General features: G+C 60.2%; 13 protein-coding genes. All 13 read right to left on the bottom strand.

What is annotated here, in order from left to right; genetic code table 11:
• Nucleotides 1-68: 68 nt before the first annotated feature.
• The 13 genes from ACA065_RS18110 to ACA065_RS18050 all read right to left on the bottom strand — a co-directional run bounded on the left by ACA065_RS18110 (nt 69) and on the right by ACA065_RS18050 (nt 18081).
• Complete coding sequence (locus ACA065_RS18110; RefSeq protein WP_497690879.1) at nt 69-1466, bottom strand: sigma-54 interaction domain-containing protein; 1398 nt, start codon at nt 1464-1466, stop codon at nt 69-71.
• Nucleotides 1467-1614: 148 nt separating this feature from the next.
• Nucleotides 1615-3186, bottom strand: a complete 1572-nt coding sequence (locus ACA065_RS18105) for an ABC transporter ATP-binding protein (RefSeq protein WP_497690878.1) — start codon at nt 3184-3186, stop codon at nt 1615-1617.
• Nucleotides 3187-3196: 10 nt separating this feature from the next.
• The gene (locus ACA065_RS18100) at nt 3197-4219 is read right to left on the bottom strand and encodes an ABC transporter permease (RefSeq protein ID WP_497690877.1); all 1023 of its coding nucleotides are present in this window, start codon (nt 4217-4219) and stop codon (nt 3197-3199) included.
• Nucleotides 4219-5280 (bottom strand): microcin C ABC transporter permease YejB, encoded by a 1062-nt coding sequence (locus ACA065_RS18095; RefSeq protein ID WP_497690876.1) that lies wholly within the window; start codon nt 5278-5280, stop codon nt 4219-4221. The genes ACA065_RS18100 and ACA065_RS18095 overlap by 1 nt, the downstream gene beginning before the upstream one ends.
• Nucleotides 5280-7142 carry an extracellular solute-binding protein gene (locus tag ACA065_RS18090; protein WP_497690875.1) on the bottom strand — a complete coding sequence of 621 codons (1863 nt, stop codon included), beginning with the start codon at nt 7140-7142 and terminating at the stop codon, nt 5280-5282. The genes ACA065_RS18095 and ACA065_RS18090 overlap by 1 nt, the downstream gene beginning before the upstream one ends.
• Before the next feature lie 127 nt (nt 7143-7269).
• The gene (locus tag ACA065_RS18085) at nt 7270-7551 is read right to left on the bottom strand and encodes a peptidylprolyl isomerase (protein WP_497690874.1); all 282 of its coding nucleotides are present in this window, start codon (nt 7549-7551) and stop codon (nt 7270-7272) included.
• 858 nt (nt 7552-8409) lie between these two features.
• Nucleotides 8410-9216, bottom strand: a complete 807-nt coding sequence (locus ACA065_RS18080; RefSeq protein ID WP_497695377.1) for an IS3 family transposase — start codon at nt 9214-9216, stop codon at nt 8410-8412.
• A gap of 26 nt (nt 9217-9242) precedes the next feature.
• Nucleotides 9243-9548 carry a transposase gene (locus tag ACA065_RS18075; protein WP_497690620.1) on the bottom strand — a complete coding sequence of 102 codons (306 nt, stop codon included), beginning with the start codon at nt 9546-9548 and terminating at the stop codon, nt 9243-9245.
• Between the two features lie 1161 nt (nt 9549-10709).
• Entirely contained in the window at nt 10710-12326 is a 1617-nt protein-coding gene (locus tag ACA065_RS18070) for an ABC transporter ATP-binding protein (protein ID WP_497690873.1), read from the bottom strand.
• 1 nt (nt 12327) lies between these two features.
• Complete coding sequence (locus ACA065_RS18065; RefSeq protein ID WP_159955783.1) at nt 12328-13347, bottom strand: ABC transporter permease; 1020 nt, start codon at nt 13345-13347, stop codon at nt 12328-12330.
• 1 nt (nt 13348) lies between these two features.
• Entirely contained in the window at nt 13349-14422 is a 1074-nt protein-coding gene (locus ACA065_RS18060) for a microcin C ABC transporter permease YejB (protein ID WP_497690872.1), read from the bottom strand.
• Nucleotides 14423-16255, bottom strand: coding sequence for an extracellular solute-binding protein (locus ACA065_RS18055; protein ID WP_497690871.1), 1833 nt, complete (start codon nt 16253-16255; stop codon nt 14423-14425). It abuts the gene before it with no gap.
• Nucleotides 16252-18081, bottom strand: coding sequence for an extracellular solute-binding protein (locus ACA065_RS18050; RefSeq protein ID WP_497690870.1), 1830 nt, complete (start codon nt 18079-18081; stop codon nt 16252-16254). Before ACA065_RS18050 ends, ACA065_RS18055 begins: the two co-directional genes overlap by 4 nt.
• Nucleotides 18082-18414: the final 333 nt, after the last annotated feature.

The raw sequence follows: 18414 nt of genomic DNA, 5'->3' as shown, positions 1-18414 counted from the left end.
CATTCGCGAGCAAGCCCGCTCCCACATTAGATTGTCTTCATAGGTGGAATTAGGTCTCTGTTTTGAGACTAGGCAATGCCAAGGGCGACCATTTTCTTATACAGCGTCGACCGCCCAAGCCCCAGCCGCTTCGCCGCCTCCACCACATTCCCTTCACAGGCCTTGAGCGCCGCCGCAATCACCTGCCGATCAAACCGCTCCCGCGCCGCCGCAAACGTCTCGCCCGTGACCGTTTGCACCGCGTCACGCGCCACCGGGCTGAACGTGCCAATCGCCGCGCGAATCTCCATGGCATCCAACACCAGGCCATCACTCAACAACGCCGCGCGCTCCAGCACATTGCGCAGTTCGCGGATATTCCCTGGCCATGCGTGCTGTGCCAGCAGCGCCAGTGCCTCAGGGTTCAGTTCATGCTGGCTGCGCAGCTCTTCAAGAATCGCCTCGCTCAACGCCGGAATATCGTCCAGGCGCTCACGCAACGGCGGCACCTGGATCGGCAGCACATTCAGCCGGTAATACAGATCCGCGCGAAACTCGCCGCGCTTGATCGCCGCTTGCAGGTCCATGGACGTGGCGGCAATCACCCGCACATCGCTGTGCAGCATTTCATTGGAGCCCACCGGCTCGTATTCCTTTTCCTGCAACACCCGCAGCAGTTTGCTTTGCAGCGCCAGCGGCATGTCGCCGATTTCGTCGAGGAACAGCGTGCCGCCCTGGGCGATCTGTAATTTGCCGGGACGGCCCTTGCGGTCGGCGCCGGTAAACGCGCCCGGCGCGGTGCCGAAGAACTCGGCTTCGAGCAGGTCACCGGGTATCGCCGCGCTGTTGATGCTGACAAAGGCCTTGTGCGCACGCGGCGAGGCGCCGTGAATCGCCTGGGCCAGCAGCTCTTTGCCAGTGCCGGTTTCGCCCAGCAGCAACACCGGCGACTCGGCGCTCGCACTGCGCCGCGCCCGGCGTTTGACTTCCAGGCTGGCCGCGCTGGTGCCGATAAAGTGCGCAAAGTTGTATTTGCTTTGCCGCGAACGCAACAGCGAGCGGGTCGACGCCAGCTCCTGCTGCATGCTCAGGTAGCGCTCAATCAGCGGCGACAGATTGCGCAGCTCATCGAACAGTGCAAAACCAATCGCCCCGATCACGGCGCCGGCATCGTCATGGATCGGCAGGCGCATCACCACCAACGGGCCCTTGGGCGTGTCCTGGATATCCAGCAAAATCGGCTGGTCATTGCGCACCACCTGGCGCAACAAGCTGTTGGATATCACCTGTTCGCAAGGCTGGCCGATGGCTTGGTCGGCGCTTTTGAGGCCGAAACGCTTGGCGTAGCGTTCGTTCATCCACACGATATTGGCGTCACGGTCGACGATCACCGTGCCTTCGCTGGACTGCTCGATGATCTCGAACAGCGACTGGATGGCCAGGCCGCGAACCTGTTGGTAATCCTTGAGGCTTTCGTTGCTATTCATGCGTGCGAATCCTGTGAACGGTGATCGTTCCCACGCTCTGCGTGGGAACGCCTCCCGTGACGCTCTGCGTCACTTGGCGTGCGGGACGCGGAGCGTCCCAGGCGGTGTTACCACGCAGAGCGTGGGAACAATCTCACAAAGCCAGCTCCTACAAAGGGAGATGCGCCGCCGCCAGCAGCTCTTTGGTGTACGCGTGCTGCGGCGCTTCAAACACCTCATGGCTCGCGCCACGTTCCACCACCTTGCCGTCCTTGATCACGATCATGTCGTGGGCCATGGCGCGTACCACCGCCAGGTCATGGCTGATAAACAGGTAGGTGAGGCCGTATTTCTCCTGCAATTCACGCAGTAACGCCACCACTTGTTTTTGCACCGTACGGTCGAGGGCAGACGTGGGCTCATCCAACAGCATCAGCGCCGGCTTGAGCACCAGGGCGCGGGCGATGGCGATGCGTTGGCGCTGGCCACCGGAAAACTCGTGGGGGTAACGGTGGCGGCTGGCGGGGTCGAGGCCCACGTCCTTGAGCACCTGGATCACTTGCGCGTCGCGTTCGGCCAAGCTGCACGGCGCGTGCACTTCCAGGCCTTCGCTGATGATTTGCTCCACCGACATGCGCGGGCTGAGGCTGCCGTAAGGGTCTTGGAACACCACCTGCATCTGCTTGCGCCACGGGCGCATTTGCTGGTTGTTCAGTGGGTCAAGGGCTTCGCCCTGGAAGCGGATACTGCCGGTGGAGTCGAGCAAACGCAGGATCGCCTGGCCCAAGGTGGATTTGCCCGAGCCGGACTCGCCGACAATCCCCAAGGTCTTGCCGCGCTGCACGCTGAGGCTGATGCCGTCCACCGCGCGCAAGTAGGTTTTGCGGCGGAACAAACCGCCGCTCAGAGGGAATTGCACGGTCAGGTTGTCCACCTGCAACACCGTTTCGCGCTCATCACTGCACAGCGCATCGCCGGCAGGTTCTGCATCCAGCAACAGGCGGCTGTAAGGGTGTTGCGGTGCGCTGAACAGCGTCTGGCAGTCGGCCTGCTCGACTATTTCCCCGGCGCGCATCACGCACACGCGCTGGGCAATGCTGCGCACCAGGTTGAGGTCATGGCTGATCAGCAGCAACGACATGCCCAGGCGTTGTTGCAGCGACTTGAGCAGCAGCAGGATTTTGCGCTGTACCGTCACGTCCAGCGCGGTCGTGGGTTCGTCGGCGATCAGCAGTTCCGGTTCGCAGGCCAGGGCCATGGCGATCATGACGCGCTGGCGCTGCCCGCCGGACAGCTGATGCGGATACGCCTTTAGGCGCTCCTGGGGCTTTTGAATGCCCACCAGTTCGAGCAATTCGAGGATGCGCGCCTGCGCCGCCTTGCCGCCCAACCCCTTGTGCAGCAGCAGGGTTTCGCCGATCTGCTTTTCGATGCTGTGCAGCGGGTTGAGCGAAGTCATTGGCTCTTGGAAGATCATCGCAATGCGGTTGCCGCGCAGCTTTTGCAGGGTCGCCGCCGACGCGCCGATCAGCTCCTGGCCGCGGTACTTCACCGAGCCAGTTGTTTCAGTGCCGGCTTCGGGCAGCAATTGCAAAATCGAATGGGCCGTCACCGACTTGCCCGAGCCCGACTCGCCCACCAGCGCCAGGCATTCGCCGGGGCGCACGTCCAGGCACAGGTTGCGCACCACGGTCTGGCCGCTGAAGGCGACACTGAGGTCGCGAATTTCGATCAGGTTCATCTGCAGTCACTCATGAACGTGGGTCGAAGGCATCACGTAATGCCTCGCCGATAAAGACCAGCAGCGACAGGATCAGCGCCAAGGTGAAAAACGCCGTCAGGCCCAGCCATGGCGCTTGCAGGTTCTGCTTGCCCTGGGCGATCAGTTCGCCCAACGACGCACTGCCAGCGGGCATGCCGAAGCCGAGGAAATCCAGGGCGCTCAGGGTTGAAATTGCCCCAGTCAAAATAAACGGCAGGTAACTCAAGGTCGCGGTCATGGCATTGGGCAGGATATGCCGACGAATGATCTTGCCGTCGCCCAGGCCCAAGGCGCGTGCAGCCTTGACGTATTCCAGGTTGCGCCCGCGCAGGAACTCGGCGCGCACCACGTCCACCAGGGCCAGCCAGGAAAACAGCGCCATGATCCCCAGCAGCCACCAGAAATTCGGCTCAACAAACCCTGAGAGGATGATCAACAGGTACAGCACCGGCAGGCCCGACCACACCTCCAGAATGCGCTGGCCGAGCAGGTCCACCCAGCCACCGTAGTAACCCTGCAAGGCGCCTGCGGCAATGCCGATGGCGGCGCTGATGGCCGTGAGGGCCAGGGCGAACAGAATCGACACCCGCGCGCCGAAGATCACCCGCGCCAGCACATCCCGCGACTGGTCATCGGTGCCCAGCCAGTTCACCGTTGAGGGCGGGCTGGGGGCAGGGCGGGTCAGTTCGTAATTGGGCGTGTCATCGCTGAACGGGATCGGCGGGAACAGCATCCAGCCGCCGTCCTGCTTGATCAGCTTTTGCACGTAGTCACTGCGGTAGTCGGCCTGGAACGGCAGCTGCCCGCCGAACTGCTGCTCGGTGTAACGCTTGAGCACCGGGAAATACAGCTCGTTCTTGAAGCTGAGCACCCAGGGTTTGTCATTGGCAATCAACTCGCCGCCCAGGGTCAGGATAAACAGGCCGATAAACAACCACAGCGACCACCAGCCGCGACGGTTTTTCTTGAAGCGCTCGAAACGCCGACGCGCCACCGGGGACAAATTAAGCATCAGGCGTTCCTCGCGGCGAAGTCGATACGCGGGTCCACCAGCGTGTAGCAGAGGTCGCCGATGAGTTTTATCAGCAGGCCAAACAAGGTGAAGATAAACAGCGAGCCGAACACCACCGGGTAGTCACGGGACACGGCGGCTTCGTAGCTCATGCGGCCCAGGCCATCCAGGGAAAAGATCACTTCGATCAGCAGGGAACCGGCGAAAAACACGCTGATAAACGCCTGGGGAATCCCCGAGATCACCAGCAACATCGCGTTGCGGAACACGTGGCCGTACAGCACACGGCGTTCGCTCAAGCCCTTGGCGCGGGCCGTCACCACATATTGTCGGGTGATTTCATTGAGGAATGAGTTCTTGGTGAGGATGGTCAAGGTGGCAAACCCGCCGATCACCAACGCGGTGACCGGCAGCACCAGGTGCCAGAAATAGTCGGCTATCTTGCCCACCGTGCTCAGTTCTTCGAAATTCTCCGAGACCAGCCCGCGCACCGGGAACCAGTTCAGCGACGTGCCGCCGGCAAACACCACGATCAGAAACATCGCAAACAGGAACGCCGGCATCGCATAACCGATGACGATGGCGGTGCTGCTCCACACGTCAAAACTGCTGCCGTGGCGTACTGCCTTGCGAATCCCCAGCGGGATCGACACCAGGTAGGTAATCAACGTGGCCCATAAGCCGAGGGAAATGGTCACCGGCATCTTTTCCAGGATCAGGTCGATCACCGTCGAGCCGCGAAAGAAGCTGTTGCCGAAATCCAGCTGCGCGTAGCTCTTGAGCATCAGCCACAGGCGTTCCGGTGCGGGCTTGTCGAAGCCGTATTGTTTTTCGATGTCCTTGATCAGCTTCGGGTCCAGGCCGCGGCTGGCGCGCGAGCCACTGCTGATGCCCTCGCCGGATGAGCCACCGACGGCACCGCCGCCGATGCCTTGCAGGTGGGCAATCGCTTGCTCCACCGGGCCGCCAGGTGCGGCTTGGACGATCACGAAATTGACCAGCAGGATGATCACCAGCGTCGGAATGATCAGCAGCAGGCGCCGCACGATATAGGCAAACATCAGCGCGCACCTCCGCGTTTTTTCAACTCGGCAGTCATTTGCTCATTCGTCAGCGGCGTGGGGCTGATTTCCCACCAGGTTTCCAGGGCTTCGTCGTTTTTGGCCTCAATGGCCGGGCGGCCGAAGCGGTTCCACCAGGCGGCGGAGGTGCCGGGTGGGTAGTAGTTGGGAATCCACAGGTAGTTCCATTGCAGCACCCGGTCGAGGGCGTGGGCGTAGGTGAGCATTTGCGCCTGGGTGTCGGCCTTGACCAGGCCCTTGATCAGCGTGTCGACGGCCGGGTCCTGGAGCACCATGTAGTTGTTGGCGCCGGAGTCAAACGCGGCGGCGGAGCCGAAGTAGTTGTAGAGCTCCATCCCCGGCGAGGTGGTGACCGGGAAGCCGGTGACGATCATGTCGTAGTCACGGGTCATCAGCCGGTTGACGTACTGGGAGGAGTCGATGCGGCGAATATTCAAGGTGATGCCGATTTGCGCCAGGTTGCGTTTGTACGGCAGTAACAGCCGTTCCAGGCCGTTTTGCGTATTGAGGAAAGTGAACTCAAGCGGCTCGCCCTCGGCGTTGACCAACTTGTCACCTTGCGGCTTCCAGCCCGCTTCCTCCAGCAAAGCCAGGGCTTGCAGCTGCTTGTCGCGGATCATGCCGCTGCCGTCGGTGACCGGGGCCTTGAACACCTGGGTGAACACTTCGTCCGGGATCTGCCCGCGCAGCGGCGCCAGAATCGCCAGTTCCTCTTTAGTCGGCAACTGGCTCGCGGCCAGTGGGCTGTTGGAGAAATAGCTCTGCTGGCGGATGTACAGGTTGCGCATCATCTGCCGGTTGGCCCATTCGAAGTCCCACAACATCGCCAGGGCCTGGCGCACACGGCGATCCTTGAACATCGGCTTTTGCACGTTGAACACATAGCCCTGGGCCGGTTGCGGCATCTCTTTGGCCAAGTGCGCGCGTTGCAGGCGGCCGTCGTCGAGGGCCGGGCCGTTATAGCCGATGGAATAGCCGGTGGCGGAGAACTCGCGGTTGAAGTCGTAGGCGCCGCCGCGCAGCACCTGGCGGGCCACTTCGGTGTCGCCGAAGTACTCCAGGCTCAGGTGGTCGAAATTGTACAGGCCACGGCTGACGGGCAAGTCCTTGCCCCACCAATCCGGGTCGCGGGTGAAGGTGATGGTGGCGCCGGAGTCGATCTTGCTGACCTTGTACGGGCCGCTGCCCAGCGGGGCCTCGTAGCCGCCGCCGTTGGCGAAGTCGCGGGTTTTCCACCAGTGCTCGGGGAACACCGGCAGGGTGGCGATATCCAGGGGCAAGGTGCGGTTTTCATTGCTGGAAAAATCAAACCGTACCTGGCGCTCGCCTTCGACTTCGACGTGTTTGACGTCGGCGAACAGGGTGCGAAAGCGCAGGCTGCCTTGGGTCATCAGTAGGTCGAAGCTGTAGCGCACGTCTTCGGCGGTGATCGGCTTGCCGTCGGCAAAACGTGCCTTGGGGTTCAGGTAAAAGCGTAGCGACAGGCCGTCGTCGGCGCGTTCCATCTTTTCGGCGACCAGGCCGTAGACCGTGTAGGGCTCATCCAGGGAGCGCTGGGCCAGCGGGGCGTAGAGCCAGCCGTCGACCTGGGAGACGCCGATGCCTTTGTCGATGTACGGCAGCACATGGTCGAATCGCCCGATCTCGATGGCCGAGCGTCGCAGGCTGCCGCCTTTGGGCGCGTTGGGGTTGGCGTAGTCGAAATGGGTGAAACCGGCGGGGTATTTGGCCGGTTCGCCGTAGACCGTGAGGTAGGTCTGCGGGGCCGCGATCACGGCGGTGCTGGCCAGCAACAGGGCCAGGGCGCAGCGTAGGAGTGTTGTGGAAAAAGCCAATCGCATTGTCAGCCTTGAGCGCCGGGTGAAGAATAGGTTTTTGTACGTTAACGGCTTAAACGTCGCCAGTCATCACATGCACAACGGCCCACCAAAAGGCGGGCCGTTGTTTATAGCATCAGCACAGGCTGGATCAGTCCTGGCGGCTGGTGACTTCCAGCAGGTGGTAGCCGAACTGGGTTTTCACTGGGCCTTGTACGGTGTTGACCGGGGCGCTGAAGACGACGGTGTCGAATTCTTTGACCATCTGGCCTGGGCCGAACGAACCGAGGTCGCCGCCTTGACGGCTGGAAGGGCAGCTGGAGTTGGCTTTGGCGATTTCTGCGAAATCGGCGCCGCCTTCGATCTGGGCTTTGAGTTCGTTGCACTTTTCTTCAGTGGAAACGAGGATGTGACGGGCGGTGGCTTTGGCCATGGGGAATAACTCCTTGAATAAAAAGGGTGAGCGTACCGGATTCAGGCGGTTATTTGTTGGCAAAGTTCCATGTTTTGTTGGTGGAGTACATATCCATTATTTAGGTAACGGCGGCCTATGGTTCCGCTCTTACAGCGGGTCACTTTTTGAAGGACCAAAAAGTAACCAAAAAGTCCTCGCCCCACCACTCGGCACCTCGCTTAGGCTCGGTGTGCCCGCACGCAGGCTTGAATCCGTGGGCCGCCGCGATGGGCCATCCTTGGCCCAGCGCGGCTAACCCGGCGTCCTGCCGGGTTACCCACGGATTCAAGCCTGCGTGCGGCCAGCGTGGTTGACGGGGCGCCTCAGATCACAATCAAAAGCAAGATCAAAAGCAAGAGCACGGCGGCCTAGTAGCCGACCTGAGTGGTTGAAGCAGAAGCAGGGCAACAGCACAGCAAGAACAGATCAAAAGCAGAGCTGCTTTTCTGTGGGAGCTGGCTTGCCTGCGATGCAGACACATCGGTACATCAGGCATAGCCAGGTGATGCCTTCGCAGGCAAGCCAGCTCCCACATTGACCGAGTACACACATCTACCTGATGTACTGAGCTCCAAATGTGGGAGCGGGCTTGCTCGCGAATGCGGTGGGTCAGTTACAAATAAGCTGACTGACACACCGCCATCGGGAGCAAGTCGAACCGTCGCACCGCCCCTCCCACAATTTGACCGAGTTTGGCTGTCAGCACCGCAGTGCTCTGCTTTTTGTGGGAGCTGGCTTGCCTGCGATGCAGACACCTCGGTACATCAGGCATACCCAGTTGATGCCTTCGCAGGCAAGCTGATCTGGTCCAGTAATTTTGGACATTCTTTTCGGTTCTCAAGCGGCCATCTTTTCTGCCGCTGCCGGCGAGTGATATCCGTTGTAGCTGTGGCGCCTTACATTGTTGTAGCGCGCCACATATCGGTTGATATCAACACGGGCCTCGAACTCTGAATCGTAACCGTCTTCAGGGACCCATTCGGATTTCAAACTGCCAAAGAAGCGCTCCATCGGGGCGTTATCCCAACATTGGCCTTTTCGACTCATGCTTTGCTTTAGCTCATGGGCCATCAGTTCGTCCCTGAATTTATGACTGGTGTATTGGCATCCCTGGTCTGAGTGAAACAGCACGCCTTTCGGTTGCCCTCTCAGCTCAACGGCCATGCGCAGCGATACACTTGCTAGAGTCGCATCGGCGACCAATGAGTAAGACCATCCCACCACCCGTCGTGCAAATAGATCCAAAACCACGGAGAAATAGAGCCAGCGTTTACCTATCTGGATGTAGGTGATATCTGCGCACCAGACTTTGTTGATATCCGCCACATAAAACTCACGGTCCAGCACGTTCTCAGCTATCAGCGACTCAGCGCCCGACGATTTGTACTTATGGGGTCTGCGTTGGCTGCTGGAGATCCCGGCTTCCTTCATCAAACGACTAGCCATGTAGCGTCCAACTTTATGCTCTACACCCTGCATATCCTTGGCGAGCGTTCGGGCGCCGGCTGAACCTTTTGAGGCTTTGTGGAACTTGATCAGCACAACTTTGAGCGCTTCGCGCTCCGGGTTGGTTTTCCCCTGGCGCTGACGCCAGGCGTAGTAGCTGCTGCGGTTGACTTCAAACACTCGGCAGCAATCCGAAATGCCATACTGTTCGCCTAGCTCGCTGATCAGAGGGAATGATCTTTGGAGTCCAAAAGCAGGAGAACACTGGCCTTTTTTAGGATTTCGATATCCCTTTCTTTCTGCCTGAGCAGAGCTTTGAGTCCCTGTATTTGTTTTTGGTCGGCGGTAATGGCCTTTGTGCCAGCTAGCGTTGAGCCTGTACGTTCTTTCCTGACCTGCTCAACCCATCGGCGCAAGGCTGTAGGGCCGATATCGAGGTTGGCACAGACCTCGGGAACAGGCTGATCTTGATCGAGCACCATGCTTGCTGCATTGAGCTTAAACTCGCTGGAATAGGACTTTCGCATCATCATGCACACCTTAGATTTGGGCGCCATCATAGCGCCCTATTGATGTGTCCAATTTCATTAGGCCAGATCAAGCCAGCTCCCACATTTGACCGAGTACACACATCAACCTGATGTACTGAGCTCCAAATGTGGGAGCGGGCTTGCTCGCGAATGCGGTGGGTCAGTTATAAATGAGCTGGCTGACACTCCGCCATCGGGAGCAAGTCGAACCGTCGCACCGCCCCTCCCACAATTTGACCGAGTTTGGCTGCCAGCACCGCAGTGCTCTGCTTTTTTGTGGGAGCTGGCTTGCCTGCGATGCAGACACCTCGGTACATCAGGCATACCCAGTTGATGCCTTCGCAGGCAAGCCAGCTCCCACATTTGACCGAGTACACACATCAACCTGATGTACTGAGCTCCAAATGTGGGAGCGGGCTTGCTCGCGAATGCGGTGGGTCAGTTATAAATGAGCTGGCTGACACTCCGCCATCGGGAGCAAGTCGAACCGTCGCACCGCCCCTCCCACAATTTGACCGAGTTTGGCTGTCAGCACCGCAGTGCTCTGCTTTTTGTGGGAGCTGGCTTGCCTGCGATGCAGACACCTCGGTACATCAGGCATACCCAGTTGATGCTATCGCAGGCAAGCCAGCTCCCACCTTTGACCGAGTACACACATCTAGCTGATGTACTGAGCTCAAAATGTGGGAGCGGGCTTGCTCGCGAATGCGGTGGGCCATTCACCAGCTACATCAACTGACACACCGCCATCGGAAGCAAGCCCCCTCCCACATTTGATTGAGTTCAGCTTCCAGGATCAGGTCGGCCGTCAGGCCGCCTCTGCTTTTGCTTTTGATTCAACCACTCAGGTCGGCTACTAGGCCGCCGTGCTGTAGATCTTGATCTTGATTTTGATCTTAGGCGCCCCGTTAAACCACGCTGGCCGAACGCAGGCTTTGGAGCGGGGGTAAACCGGCAGGACGCCGGTTTAGCCGCGCTGGGCCAAGGATGGCCCATCGCGGCGGCCCCCGCTCCAAAGCCTGCGTGAGGGCACACCGAGCCGGAGGCGAGGTGCCGAGTGGTGGGGCAAGAGCCTTTTGGTTACTTTTGGGCTCTTTTCAAAAGTGACCCGCCGTAAGGGCGGAACCCATACCCGCCATCACCCAAATAACGGATATGTACTCAGTCAACCCCAACAACAGCGGGCACCAAAAACGCCGCCTCCAACAACTGCCGCGTATAAGCATGCTTGGGCTCAGCAAAAATCGCCGAAGCCTCCCCCTGTTCCACCACCTGCCCATGCTTGACCACCATCAACTGGTGACTCAACGCCTTGACCACCGCCAAATCATGGCTGATAAACAAATAGGTCAAGTTGTACTTGGCCTGCAAACTGCGCAACAACTCCACCACCTGCCGCTGCACCGTCCGGTCCAACGCCGACGTCGGCTCATCCAGCAAAATCAGCCGCGGCTTGAGCACCAACGCCCGGGCGATCGCGATCCGCTGCCGCTGCCCCCCGGAAAACTCATGCGGATAACGATGCCGCGACTCCGGATCCAACCCAACCTCGCGAAGCGCTGCAATAATCGCCGCCTCCTGCTCAGCCGGCGTGCCCATCTTGTGAATCCGCAACCCCTCGCCAACAATCTCACTGACACTCATCCGCGGGCTCAAACTGCCAAACGGGTCCTGAAACACCACCTGCATTTCCCGCCGCAACGGTCGCACCTGCTGCTGCGTCAGGCGGTCCAACTGGTGGCCCTCAAAGCGAATCCCACCTTTGCTGGCAATCAACCGCAAAATCGCCAGGCCCAGCGTCGATTTACCCGAACCACTCTCACCGACGATGCCCAAGGTCTGGCCCTGGGGCAGGCTGAAATTGATGCCATCCACCGCTTTGACGTAATCCACGGTATTACGCAAAAAGCCCTTCTTGATCGGAAACCACACCTTCAAATCATCGACTTCCAGCAACGGCGGCCCGACCTCATTGCTCGCCGGCCCACCGCTGGGCTCCGCCGCCAGCAGCTCCTGGGTGTAAGGGTGTTGCGGCGCCTGGAACAGCGTCTCGCAAGCGGCCTGCTCGACGATGCAACCCTTTTGCATCACGCACACGCGATGGGCGATACGCCGCACCAGGTTCAAGTCATGGCTGATCAGCAGCAAGGCCATGCCGAGGCGCGCCTGCAACTCCTTGAGCAGTTCAAGGATCTTCAACTGAACCGTCACGTCCAGCGCGGTCGTCGGTTCATCGGCAATCAGCAATTCGGGCTCGTTAGCCAGGGCCATGGCGATCATCACCCGCTGGCGCTGACCGCCGGACAGTTCGTGGGGCAGGGCCTTGAGGCGCTTGTGCGGCTCGGGGATGCCCACCATCTCGAGCAGTTCCAAGGTGCGCAGGGTTGCGACCTTACCGGTGAGCCCTTTGTGCAGGCCGAGCACTTCGTTGATCTGCTTCTCGATGGTGTGCAGCGGGTTCAGCGAGGTCATCGGCTCCTGGAAAATCATCGCAATGCGGTTGCCACGAATATGCCGGATGGTTTTCTCTTTGAGGGTCAGCAGGTCTTGCCCGGCGTAGGTGATGGTGCCGGCCGGGTGGCGTGCCAGCGGGTAGGGCAGCAGGCGCAGGATCGAGTGCGCGGTAACCGATTTGCCCGAGCCGCTTTCGCCGACCAGGGCCAGGGTTTCGCCGCGCTTGATATCGAAGCTGACGTTGTTGACCACGCGGTGGTGGTGCTCGCCGGTCACGAACTCGACGCAGAGGTCGCGGACTTCGATCAGATTGTCCTGATTCATCTCATTTCCTCGGGTCGAAGGCATCGCGAGCGGACTCGCCGATAAACACCAGCAAACTCAACATGATCGCCAGCACGGCAAAGGCACTCATGCCCAGCCACGGCGCTTGCAGGTTGGATTTGCCCTGGGCCACCAGTTCACCCAATGACGGTGAGCCAGCCGGCAGGCCGAAGCCCAGAAAGTCCAGGGCGGTGAGGGTGCCGATGGCGCCGGTGAGAATGAACGGCATGAAGGTCATGGTCGACACCATGGCATTGGGCAGGATATGCCGGAACATGATCGCGCCGTTCTGCATGCCCAGTGCGCGGGCTGCGCGCACGTATTCGAGGTTGCGCCCGCGCAGGAACTCGGCGCGCACCACGTCGACCAGGCTCATCCACGAAAACAGCAGCATGATCCCCAGCAGCCACCAGAAGTTGGGCTGCACAAAACTGGCGAGGATGATCAGCAGGTACAGCACCGGCAAGCCTGACCAGATCTCCAGGAAACGCTGCCCGGCCAGGTCGACCCAGCCGCCATAAAAGCCCTGCAAGGCGCCGGCGATCACGCCGATGATCGAACTGAGCACGGTGAGCGTCAGGGCAAACAGCACCGACACGCGGAAGCCGTAAATCACCCGCGCCAATACATCGCGGCCTTGGTCATCGGTGCCCAGCAGGTTGACGCTCGAAGGCGGCGCGGGGGCGGGGACTTTCAGGTCGTAGTTGATGCTCTGGTAGCTGAACGGGATCGGCGCCCACAGTGTCCAGGCGTCCTTGGCCTTGAGCAGTTCCTGGATATACGGGCTCTTGTAGTTGGCCTCCAGCGGGAACTCGCCGCCAAAGGCGGTTTCCGGGTAGCGCTTGAGCGCCGGGAAGTACCAGTCGCCGTCGAAGTGCACGGCCAACGGTTTGTCGTTGGCGATCAACTCCGCGCCCAGGCTGAGCACGAACAAAATCAGGAACAGCCACAGCGACCACCAGCCACGCTTGTTGGCCTTGAACCGTTCGAACCGACGGCGATTGAGGGGGGACAGGTTCATCTCAATGCTCCCGGCTGGCGAAGTCGATACGCGGATCGACCAGGGTGTAGGTGAGGTCGCCGATCAGTTTCACGATCAGCCCCAGCAGGGTGAAGATAAACAGCGTGCCGAACACCACCGGGTAGTCACGGTTGATCGCCGCTTCAAAGCTCATCAGGCCCAGGCCATCGAGGGAGAAGATCACTTCGACCAGCAACGAACCGGTGAAGAAAATCCCGATAAACGCCGAGGGGAAGCCGGCAATCACCAGCAGCATGGCGTTGCGAAACACATGGCCGTAGAGCACGCGGTGGTTGGTCAGGCCCTTGGCCTTGGCGGTGACCACGTATTGTTTGTTGATCTCGTCGAGAAAGCTGTTCTTGGTCAGCAGCGTCATGGTCGCGAAGTTGCCGATCACCAGCGCGGTGACGGGCAGCGCCAAATGCCAGAAGTAATCGAGGACCTTGCCGCCCCAACTCAACTCATCGAAATTGTTCGAGGTGAGCCCACGCAAGGGGAACCAATCCAGGTAACTGCCGCCGGCAAACACCACGATCAGCAGGATCGCAAACAGGAACGCCGGGATCGCATAGCCGACGATGATTGCCGAGCTGGTCCATACGTCGAAGTGGCTGCCGTGGCGCGTGGCCTTGGCGATGCCCAGCGGGATCGACACCAGGTACATGATCAGCGTGCTCCATAACCCGAGGGAGATGGACACCGGCATCTTTTCCTTGATCAGGTCGATGACCTTGGCGTCGCGAAAGAAGCTGTCGCCGAAATCCAGCCGGGCGTAGTTCTTGACCATGATCCACAAGCGTTCCGGCGCCGACTTGTCGAAGCCGTACATCTTTTCGATTTCCTTGATCAAGGCCGGGTCCAGGCCTTGCGCGCCTCGGTAGCTGGAACCGGCCACCGAGACCTCGGCACCGCCACCGGCGATGCGGCTGGTGGCGCCCTCGAAGCCTTCGAGCTTGGCGATCATCTGTTCCACCGGGCCGCCGGGGGCAGCCTGGATGATGATGAAGTTGATCAACAAAATCCCGAACAGCGTGGGGATGATCAGTAATAGGCGGCGAACAATATAGGCCAGCATTTAATCGCCTCCGCTCGCCGGATCGGCGCTCGTGTCCAGGGTGACGGCAGGTTTTACATCAGGTTTGGCCCACCAGGTGGCGGTGCCGACGTCGTAGAGCGGCGGGACCTTCGGATGGCCGAGATGGTCCCAATACGCCACGCGGAAGGTCTTGATATGCCAGTTGGGGATCACGTAATAGCCGAACTGCAGCACGCGATCCAGGGCCTTGGCGTGGTCGATCAGGCTTTTGCGCGAGTTGGCGTCGATCAGCTCTTCGACCAATTGGTCGACGGCCGGGTCCTTGAGCCCCATGTAGTTGCGGCTGCCGGGTTTGTCGGCGCTGGAAGACGCCCAGAATTCGCGTTGTTCGTTGCCCGGCGAGGTGGATTGCGGGAAGCTGCCGACCAGCATGTCGAAGTCGCGTGAGCGCAGGCGGTTGATGTATTGCGACACGTCCACGCGGCGGATCACCAGGTTGATGCCCAGGTCCGCCAGGTTGCGCTTGAACGGCAGCAGGATGCGTTCGAATTCGGTCTGGGCCAGCAGGAACTCGATGGTCACCGGTTTGCCGGAGGTGTCGACCATCTTGTCGTCGACGATCTTCCAGCCGGCCGCTTGCAGCAACTGGTAGGCCTCGCGCTGCTGGGTGCGGATCATGCCGCTGCCGTCGGTTTTGGCAGGCTCAAACGCCTGGGTGAAAACTTCGGCCGGGATCTTGTCGCGAAACGGCTCCAGGATCGCCAGCTCCTCCGGGCTGGGCAGGCCGGTGGCGGCCATTTCCGAGTTTTCAAAGTAACTGCGGGTGCGCGTGTAGGCGCCGTTGAACAGTTGTTTGTTGCTCCACTCAAAGTCCAGCAACAGGCTGATCGCCTTGCGTACGCGCACGTCCTGGAACATCGGCTTGCGCGTGTTGAACACAAAGCCCTGCATGCCGGTCGGGTTGCCGTTGGGGATTTCTTCCTTGATCAGCCGGCCCTCGGCGACAGCCGGGATGTTGTATGCGTTGGCCCAGTTCTTCGCGCTGAACTCCAGCCAGTAGTCGAATTGCCCGGCCTTCAAGGCTTCCAGCGACACGGTGCTGTCGCGGTAGTAGTCGGTGATGCGGTTATCGAAATTGTAGAAACCTTGGGTAACCGGCAGGTTCTTGGCCCAGTAATCCTTGACCCGCTCGTAGCGCACCATGCGCCCAGGCTTGACCTCGGCGACCTTGTACGGCCCGCTGCCCAGCGGTATTTCCAGGTTGCCCTTGGCAAAATCGCGGCTGGCCCACCAATGCTTGGGCAATACCGGCAATTGGCCGAGGATCAGCGGCAGTTCGCGATTATTGGTGCGCTTGAACTTGAACAGCACCCGCAGCGGGTCTTCGGCCACCACTTCGTCAACGTCGGCGTAATAGGTGCGGTACAGCGGCGAGCCGTCCTTGATCAGCGCCTGGAAGGTGAACACCACGTCTTCGGCGCGGATCGGGTGGCCATCATGAAAGCGCGCTTCGGGGCGCAGGTAGAAACGCACCCAGCTATTGTCCGGGGCTTTCTCGATCTTGCCGGCCACCAGCCCGTATTCGGTGATGGGCTCGTCCAGGCTTTGCATGGCCAGGGTGTCGTAGATCAGCGGCAGATTGTCTGCCGGCACGCCTTTGCTGATGTACGGGTTGAGGCTGTCGAAGCCGCCCATGCTCGATTCGCGGAAGGTGCCGCCCTTGGGCGCGTTGGGGTTTACGTAATCGAAATGCTTGAAGTCGGCGGGGTACTTGGGTGGCTCGTTGTAGAGGGTAAGCGCATGTTGCGGCGCGGCGTTGGCCGCGCTGCACAGCAACAGGCTGCTCAGTAACGCGTTGCGCAAAGACATCATTGGGCTTTCTCCGAAGCTTTCAGCCACCACGCGCTCAGGCCCAGGCTGTAGGGCGGCGTGGTGACAAAGGCGAACCGGTTGCGGTAGGCCAAGCGATGATAGTTGAGATACCAGTTGGGAATACTGTAGTGCTGCCACAGCAACACGCGGTCGAGCGCACGGCCGGCGGCCAGTTGTTCTTCGCGGGTTTGCGCCGCCAGCAGTTGCTCCAGCAGGCGGTCGACCACCGGGTTGGCGATGCCGGCGTAGTTCTTGCTGCCCTTGATCGAGGCTTGGCTTGAGTGGAAGTACTGCCACTGCTCAAGACCTGGGCTTAAGGTTTGGTTGAGGGTGATCAGGATCATGTCAAAGTCGAACTGATCCAGGCGCTGTTTGTATTGCGCCCGGTCAACGGTGCGCAGGCGCGCGTCGATGCCGATGCTGATCAGGTTTTCGACATACGGCTGCAGAATGCGCTCCAGGTTTGGGTTGACCAGCAGGATCTCAAAGCGCAGTGGTTGCCCGTCACGGTTGAGCAGGCGCTGCCCCGACAGCTTCCAGCCGGCTTCGCCTAACAAGGCCAGGGCGCGGCGCAGGGTTTGGCGCGGAATGCCGCGACCGTCAGTCTGGGGCAGGCTGAACGGCTGGGTGAACAGGTTGGCCGGCAATTGGTCACGGTAGGGCGAGAGCATCAGCCATTCATGGCCCACCGGCACGCCAGTCGCCGCAAACTCGCTGTTGGGGTAATAACTCAAGGTGCGTTTATAGGCGCTGCTGAACAGGGTGCGGTTGGTCCACTCAAAGTCGAACATCAACCCCAGGGCTTCGCGCACTTTGGTTTGGGTGAAGGTTGGCCGCCGCGTGTTCATGAACAGGCCTTGGCTCTGGGTCGGGATCTGGTGGGCGATCTGCGCCTTGATCACATCGCCCCGGTTGACTGCCGGGAAGTTATAGCCGGTGGCCCAGTTCTTGGCCTGGTGCTCGATATAGATATCGAATTCACCGGCCTTGAAGGCCTCGAAGGCCACGTCGCTGTCGCGGTAGAACTCCACTTCGACCTTGGCGTAGTTATACAAACCCTGGTTGACCGGCAGGTCCTTGCCCCAGTAATCCTTGACCCGCTCGAACACCAACTGTCGGCCAGGCGTCACGTGGGTGATGCGATACGGCCCGCTGCCCAACGGTGGCTCGAAGGTGGTGGCCTTGAAGTCGCGGTTTTTCCAGTAATGCTGGGGCAATACCGGCAGTTCGCCCAGGCGCAGGATCAGCAACGGGTTGCCGGCGCGCTTGAACACAAAGCGAATACGGTGGCGGTTAAGGATGTCGACGCGCGCCACTTCCTGCAGGTTGGTGCGGTACTGCGGGTGGCCTTCGGTCAGCAGGGTGCGATAGGAAAACGCCACGTCATAGGCGGTGATCGGCTTGCCATCATGGAAGCGCGCTTGCGGGCGCAGGTTGAACACCACCCAGCTGCGATCCTCGCTGTACTCCACTGACTGGGCAATCAGCCCGTAGCTGGAGGTGGGCTCGTCGCCGGATGGCGCGTATTGGCCGGTGCCGACCATCAACGGCTCGTTCAGCTCGTTGACGCCATATTGCAGGAAATTGGGGGTGGAGACGGGGCTTGAGCCCTTGAAGGTGTAGGGGTTGAGTGTGTCGAAGGTGCCAAATGCCATAACCCGCAATGTCCCGCCTTTCGGCGCTGCGGGGTTTACCCAATCGAAGTGGGTGAATGTTGCCGGGTACTTTAGCCTGCCGAACTGCGTGTAACCGTGGCTCTCGGTAATCGTCGCGTTCGCTGCAAAGCTCAAGGCCAGACTTATTAGTAGAAGGAGGGGACGCTTCAAGTCAGAGATCCGATCCAGGCGGCTTGGGCTTTATGATCGGTACAGTAACAGCTTGTTCCGGTTGGAAAAAGGCTGTTTCCGGGGCTGACTGAGGGTTGGCAAGGTCTTGGGCCAAAGGGCGATCAAATGTGGGAGGCCCCACTACCTCTTCGATGTAGCGCTGTCGCGCATCAAACTGGATATCGGTCTAGGCTTAAAGCGCGCGCGGGGTAGAGACCGTAACCAGCACTGGTGTGTTAGCACCCGAGTGGGAGAGTGGTCCGCACGGTATCGGCGTGGAGTCATTGTCGGCACAGCAAGCTGTGACCACGTATGAGAGAGTGAATCTTTTTC

It is taken from the genome of Pseudomonas sp. LBUM1640 (assembly GCF_059716225.1).
Note: the sequence above shows the minus strand (reverse complement) of the source record. Positions and strands in the feature narration are given on the sequence as shown.

Bases quoted from the DNA above. Each gene is read 5' to 3' on its own strand.
- ACA065_RS18105 (WP_497690878.1), bottom strand. From the start codon at position 3,186: ATGAACCTGATCGAAATTCGCGACCTCAGTGTCGCCTTCAGCGGCCAG.
- ACA065_RS18085 (WP_497690874.1), bottom strand. From the start codon at position 7,551: ATGGCCAAAGCCACCGCCCGTCACATCCTCGTTTCCACTGAAGAAAAG.
- ACA065_RS18090 (WP_497690875.1), bottom strand. From the start codon at position 7,142: ATGCGATTGGCTTTTTCCACAACACTCCTACGCTGCGCCCTGGCCCTG.
- ACA065_RS18055 (WP_497690871.1), bottom strand. From the start codon at position 16,255: ATGATGTCTTTGCGCAACGCGTTACTGAGCAGCCTGTTGCTGTGCAGC.
- ACA065_RS18070 (WP_497690873.1), bottom strand. From the start codon at position 12,326: ATGAATCAGGACAATCTGATCGAAGTCCGCGACCTCTGCGTCGAGTTC.
- ACA065_RS18110 (WP_497690879.1), bottom strand. From the start codon at position 1,466: ATGAATAGCAACGAAAGCCTCAAGGATTACCAACAGGTTCGCGGCCTG.
- ACA065_RS18075 (WP_497690620.1), bottom strand. From the start codon at position 9,548: ATGATGCGAAAGTCCTATTCCAGCGAGTTTAAGCTCAATGCAGCAAGC.
- ACA065_RS18060 (WP_497690872.1), bottom strand. From the start codon at position 14,422: ATGCTGGCCTATATTGTTCGCCGCCTATTACTGATCATCCCCACGCTG.
- ACA065_RS18100 (WP_497690877.1), bottom strand. From the start codon at position 4,219: ATGCTTAATTTGTCCCCGGTGGCGCGTCGGCGTTTCGAGCGCTTCAAG.
- ACA065_RS18095 (WP_497690876.1), bottom strand. From the start codon at position 5,280: ATGTTTGCCTATATCGTGCGGCGCCTGCTGCTGATCATTCCGACGCTG.
- ACA065_RS18065 (WP_159955783.1), bottom strand. From the start codon at position 13,347: ATGAACCTGTCCCCCCTCAATCGCCGTCGGTTCGAACGGTTCAAGGCC.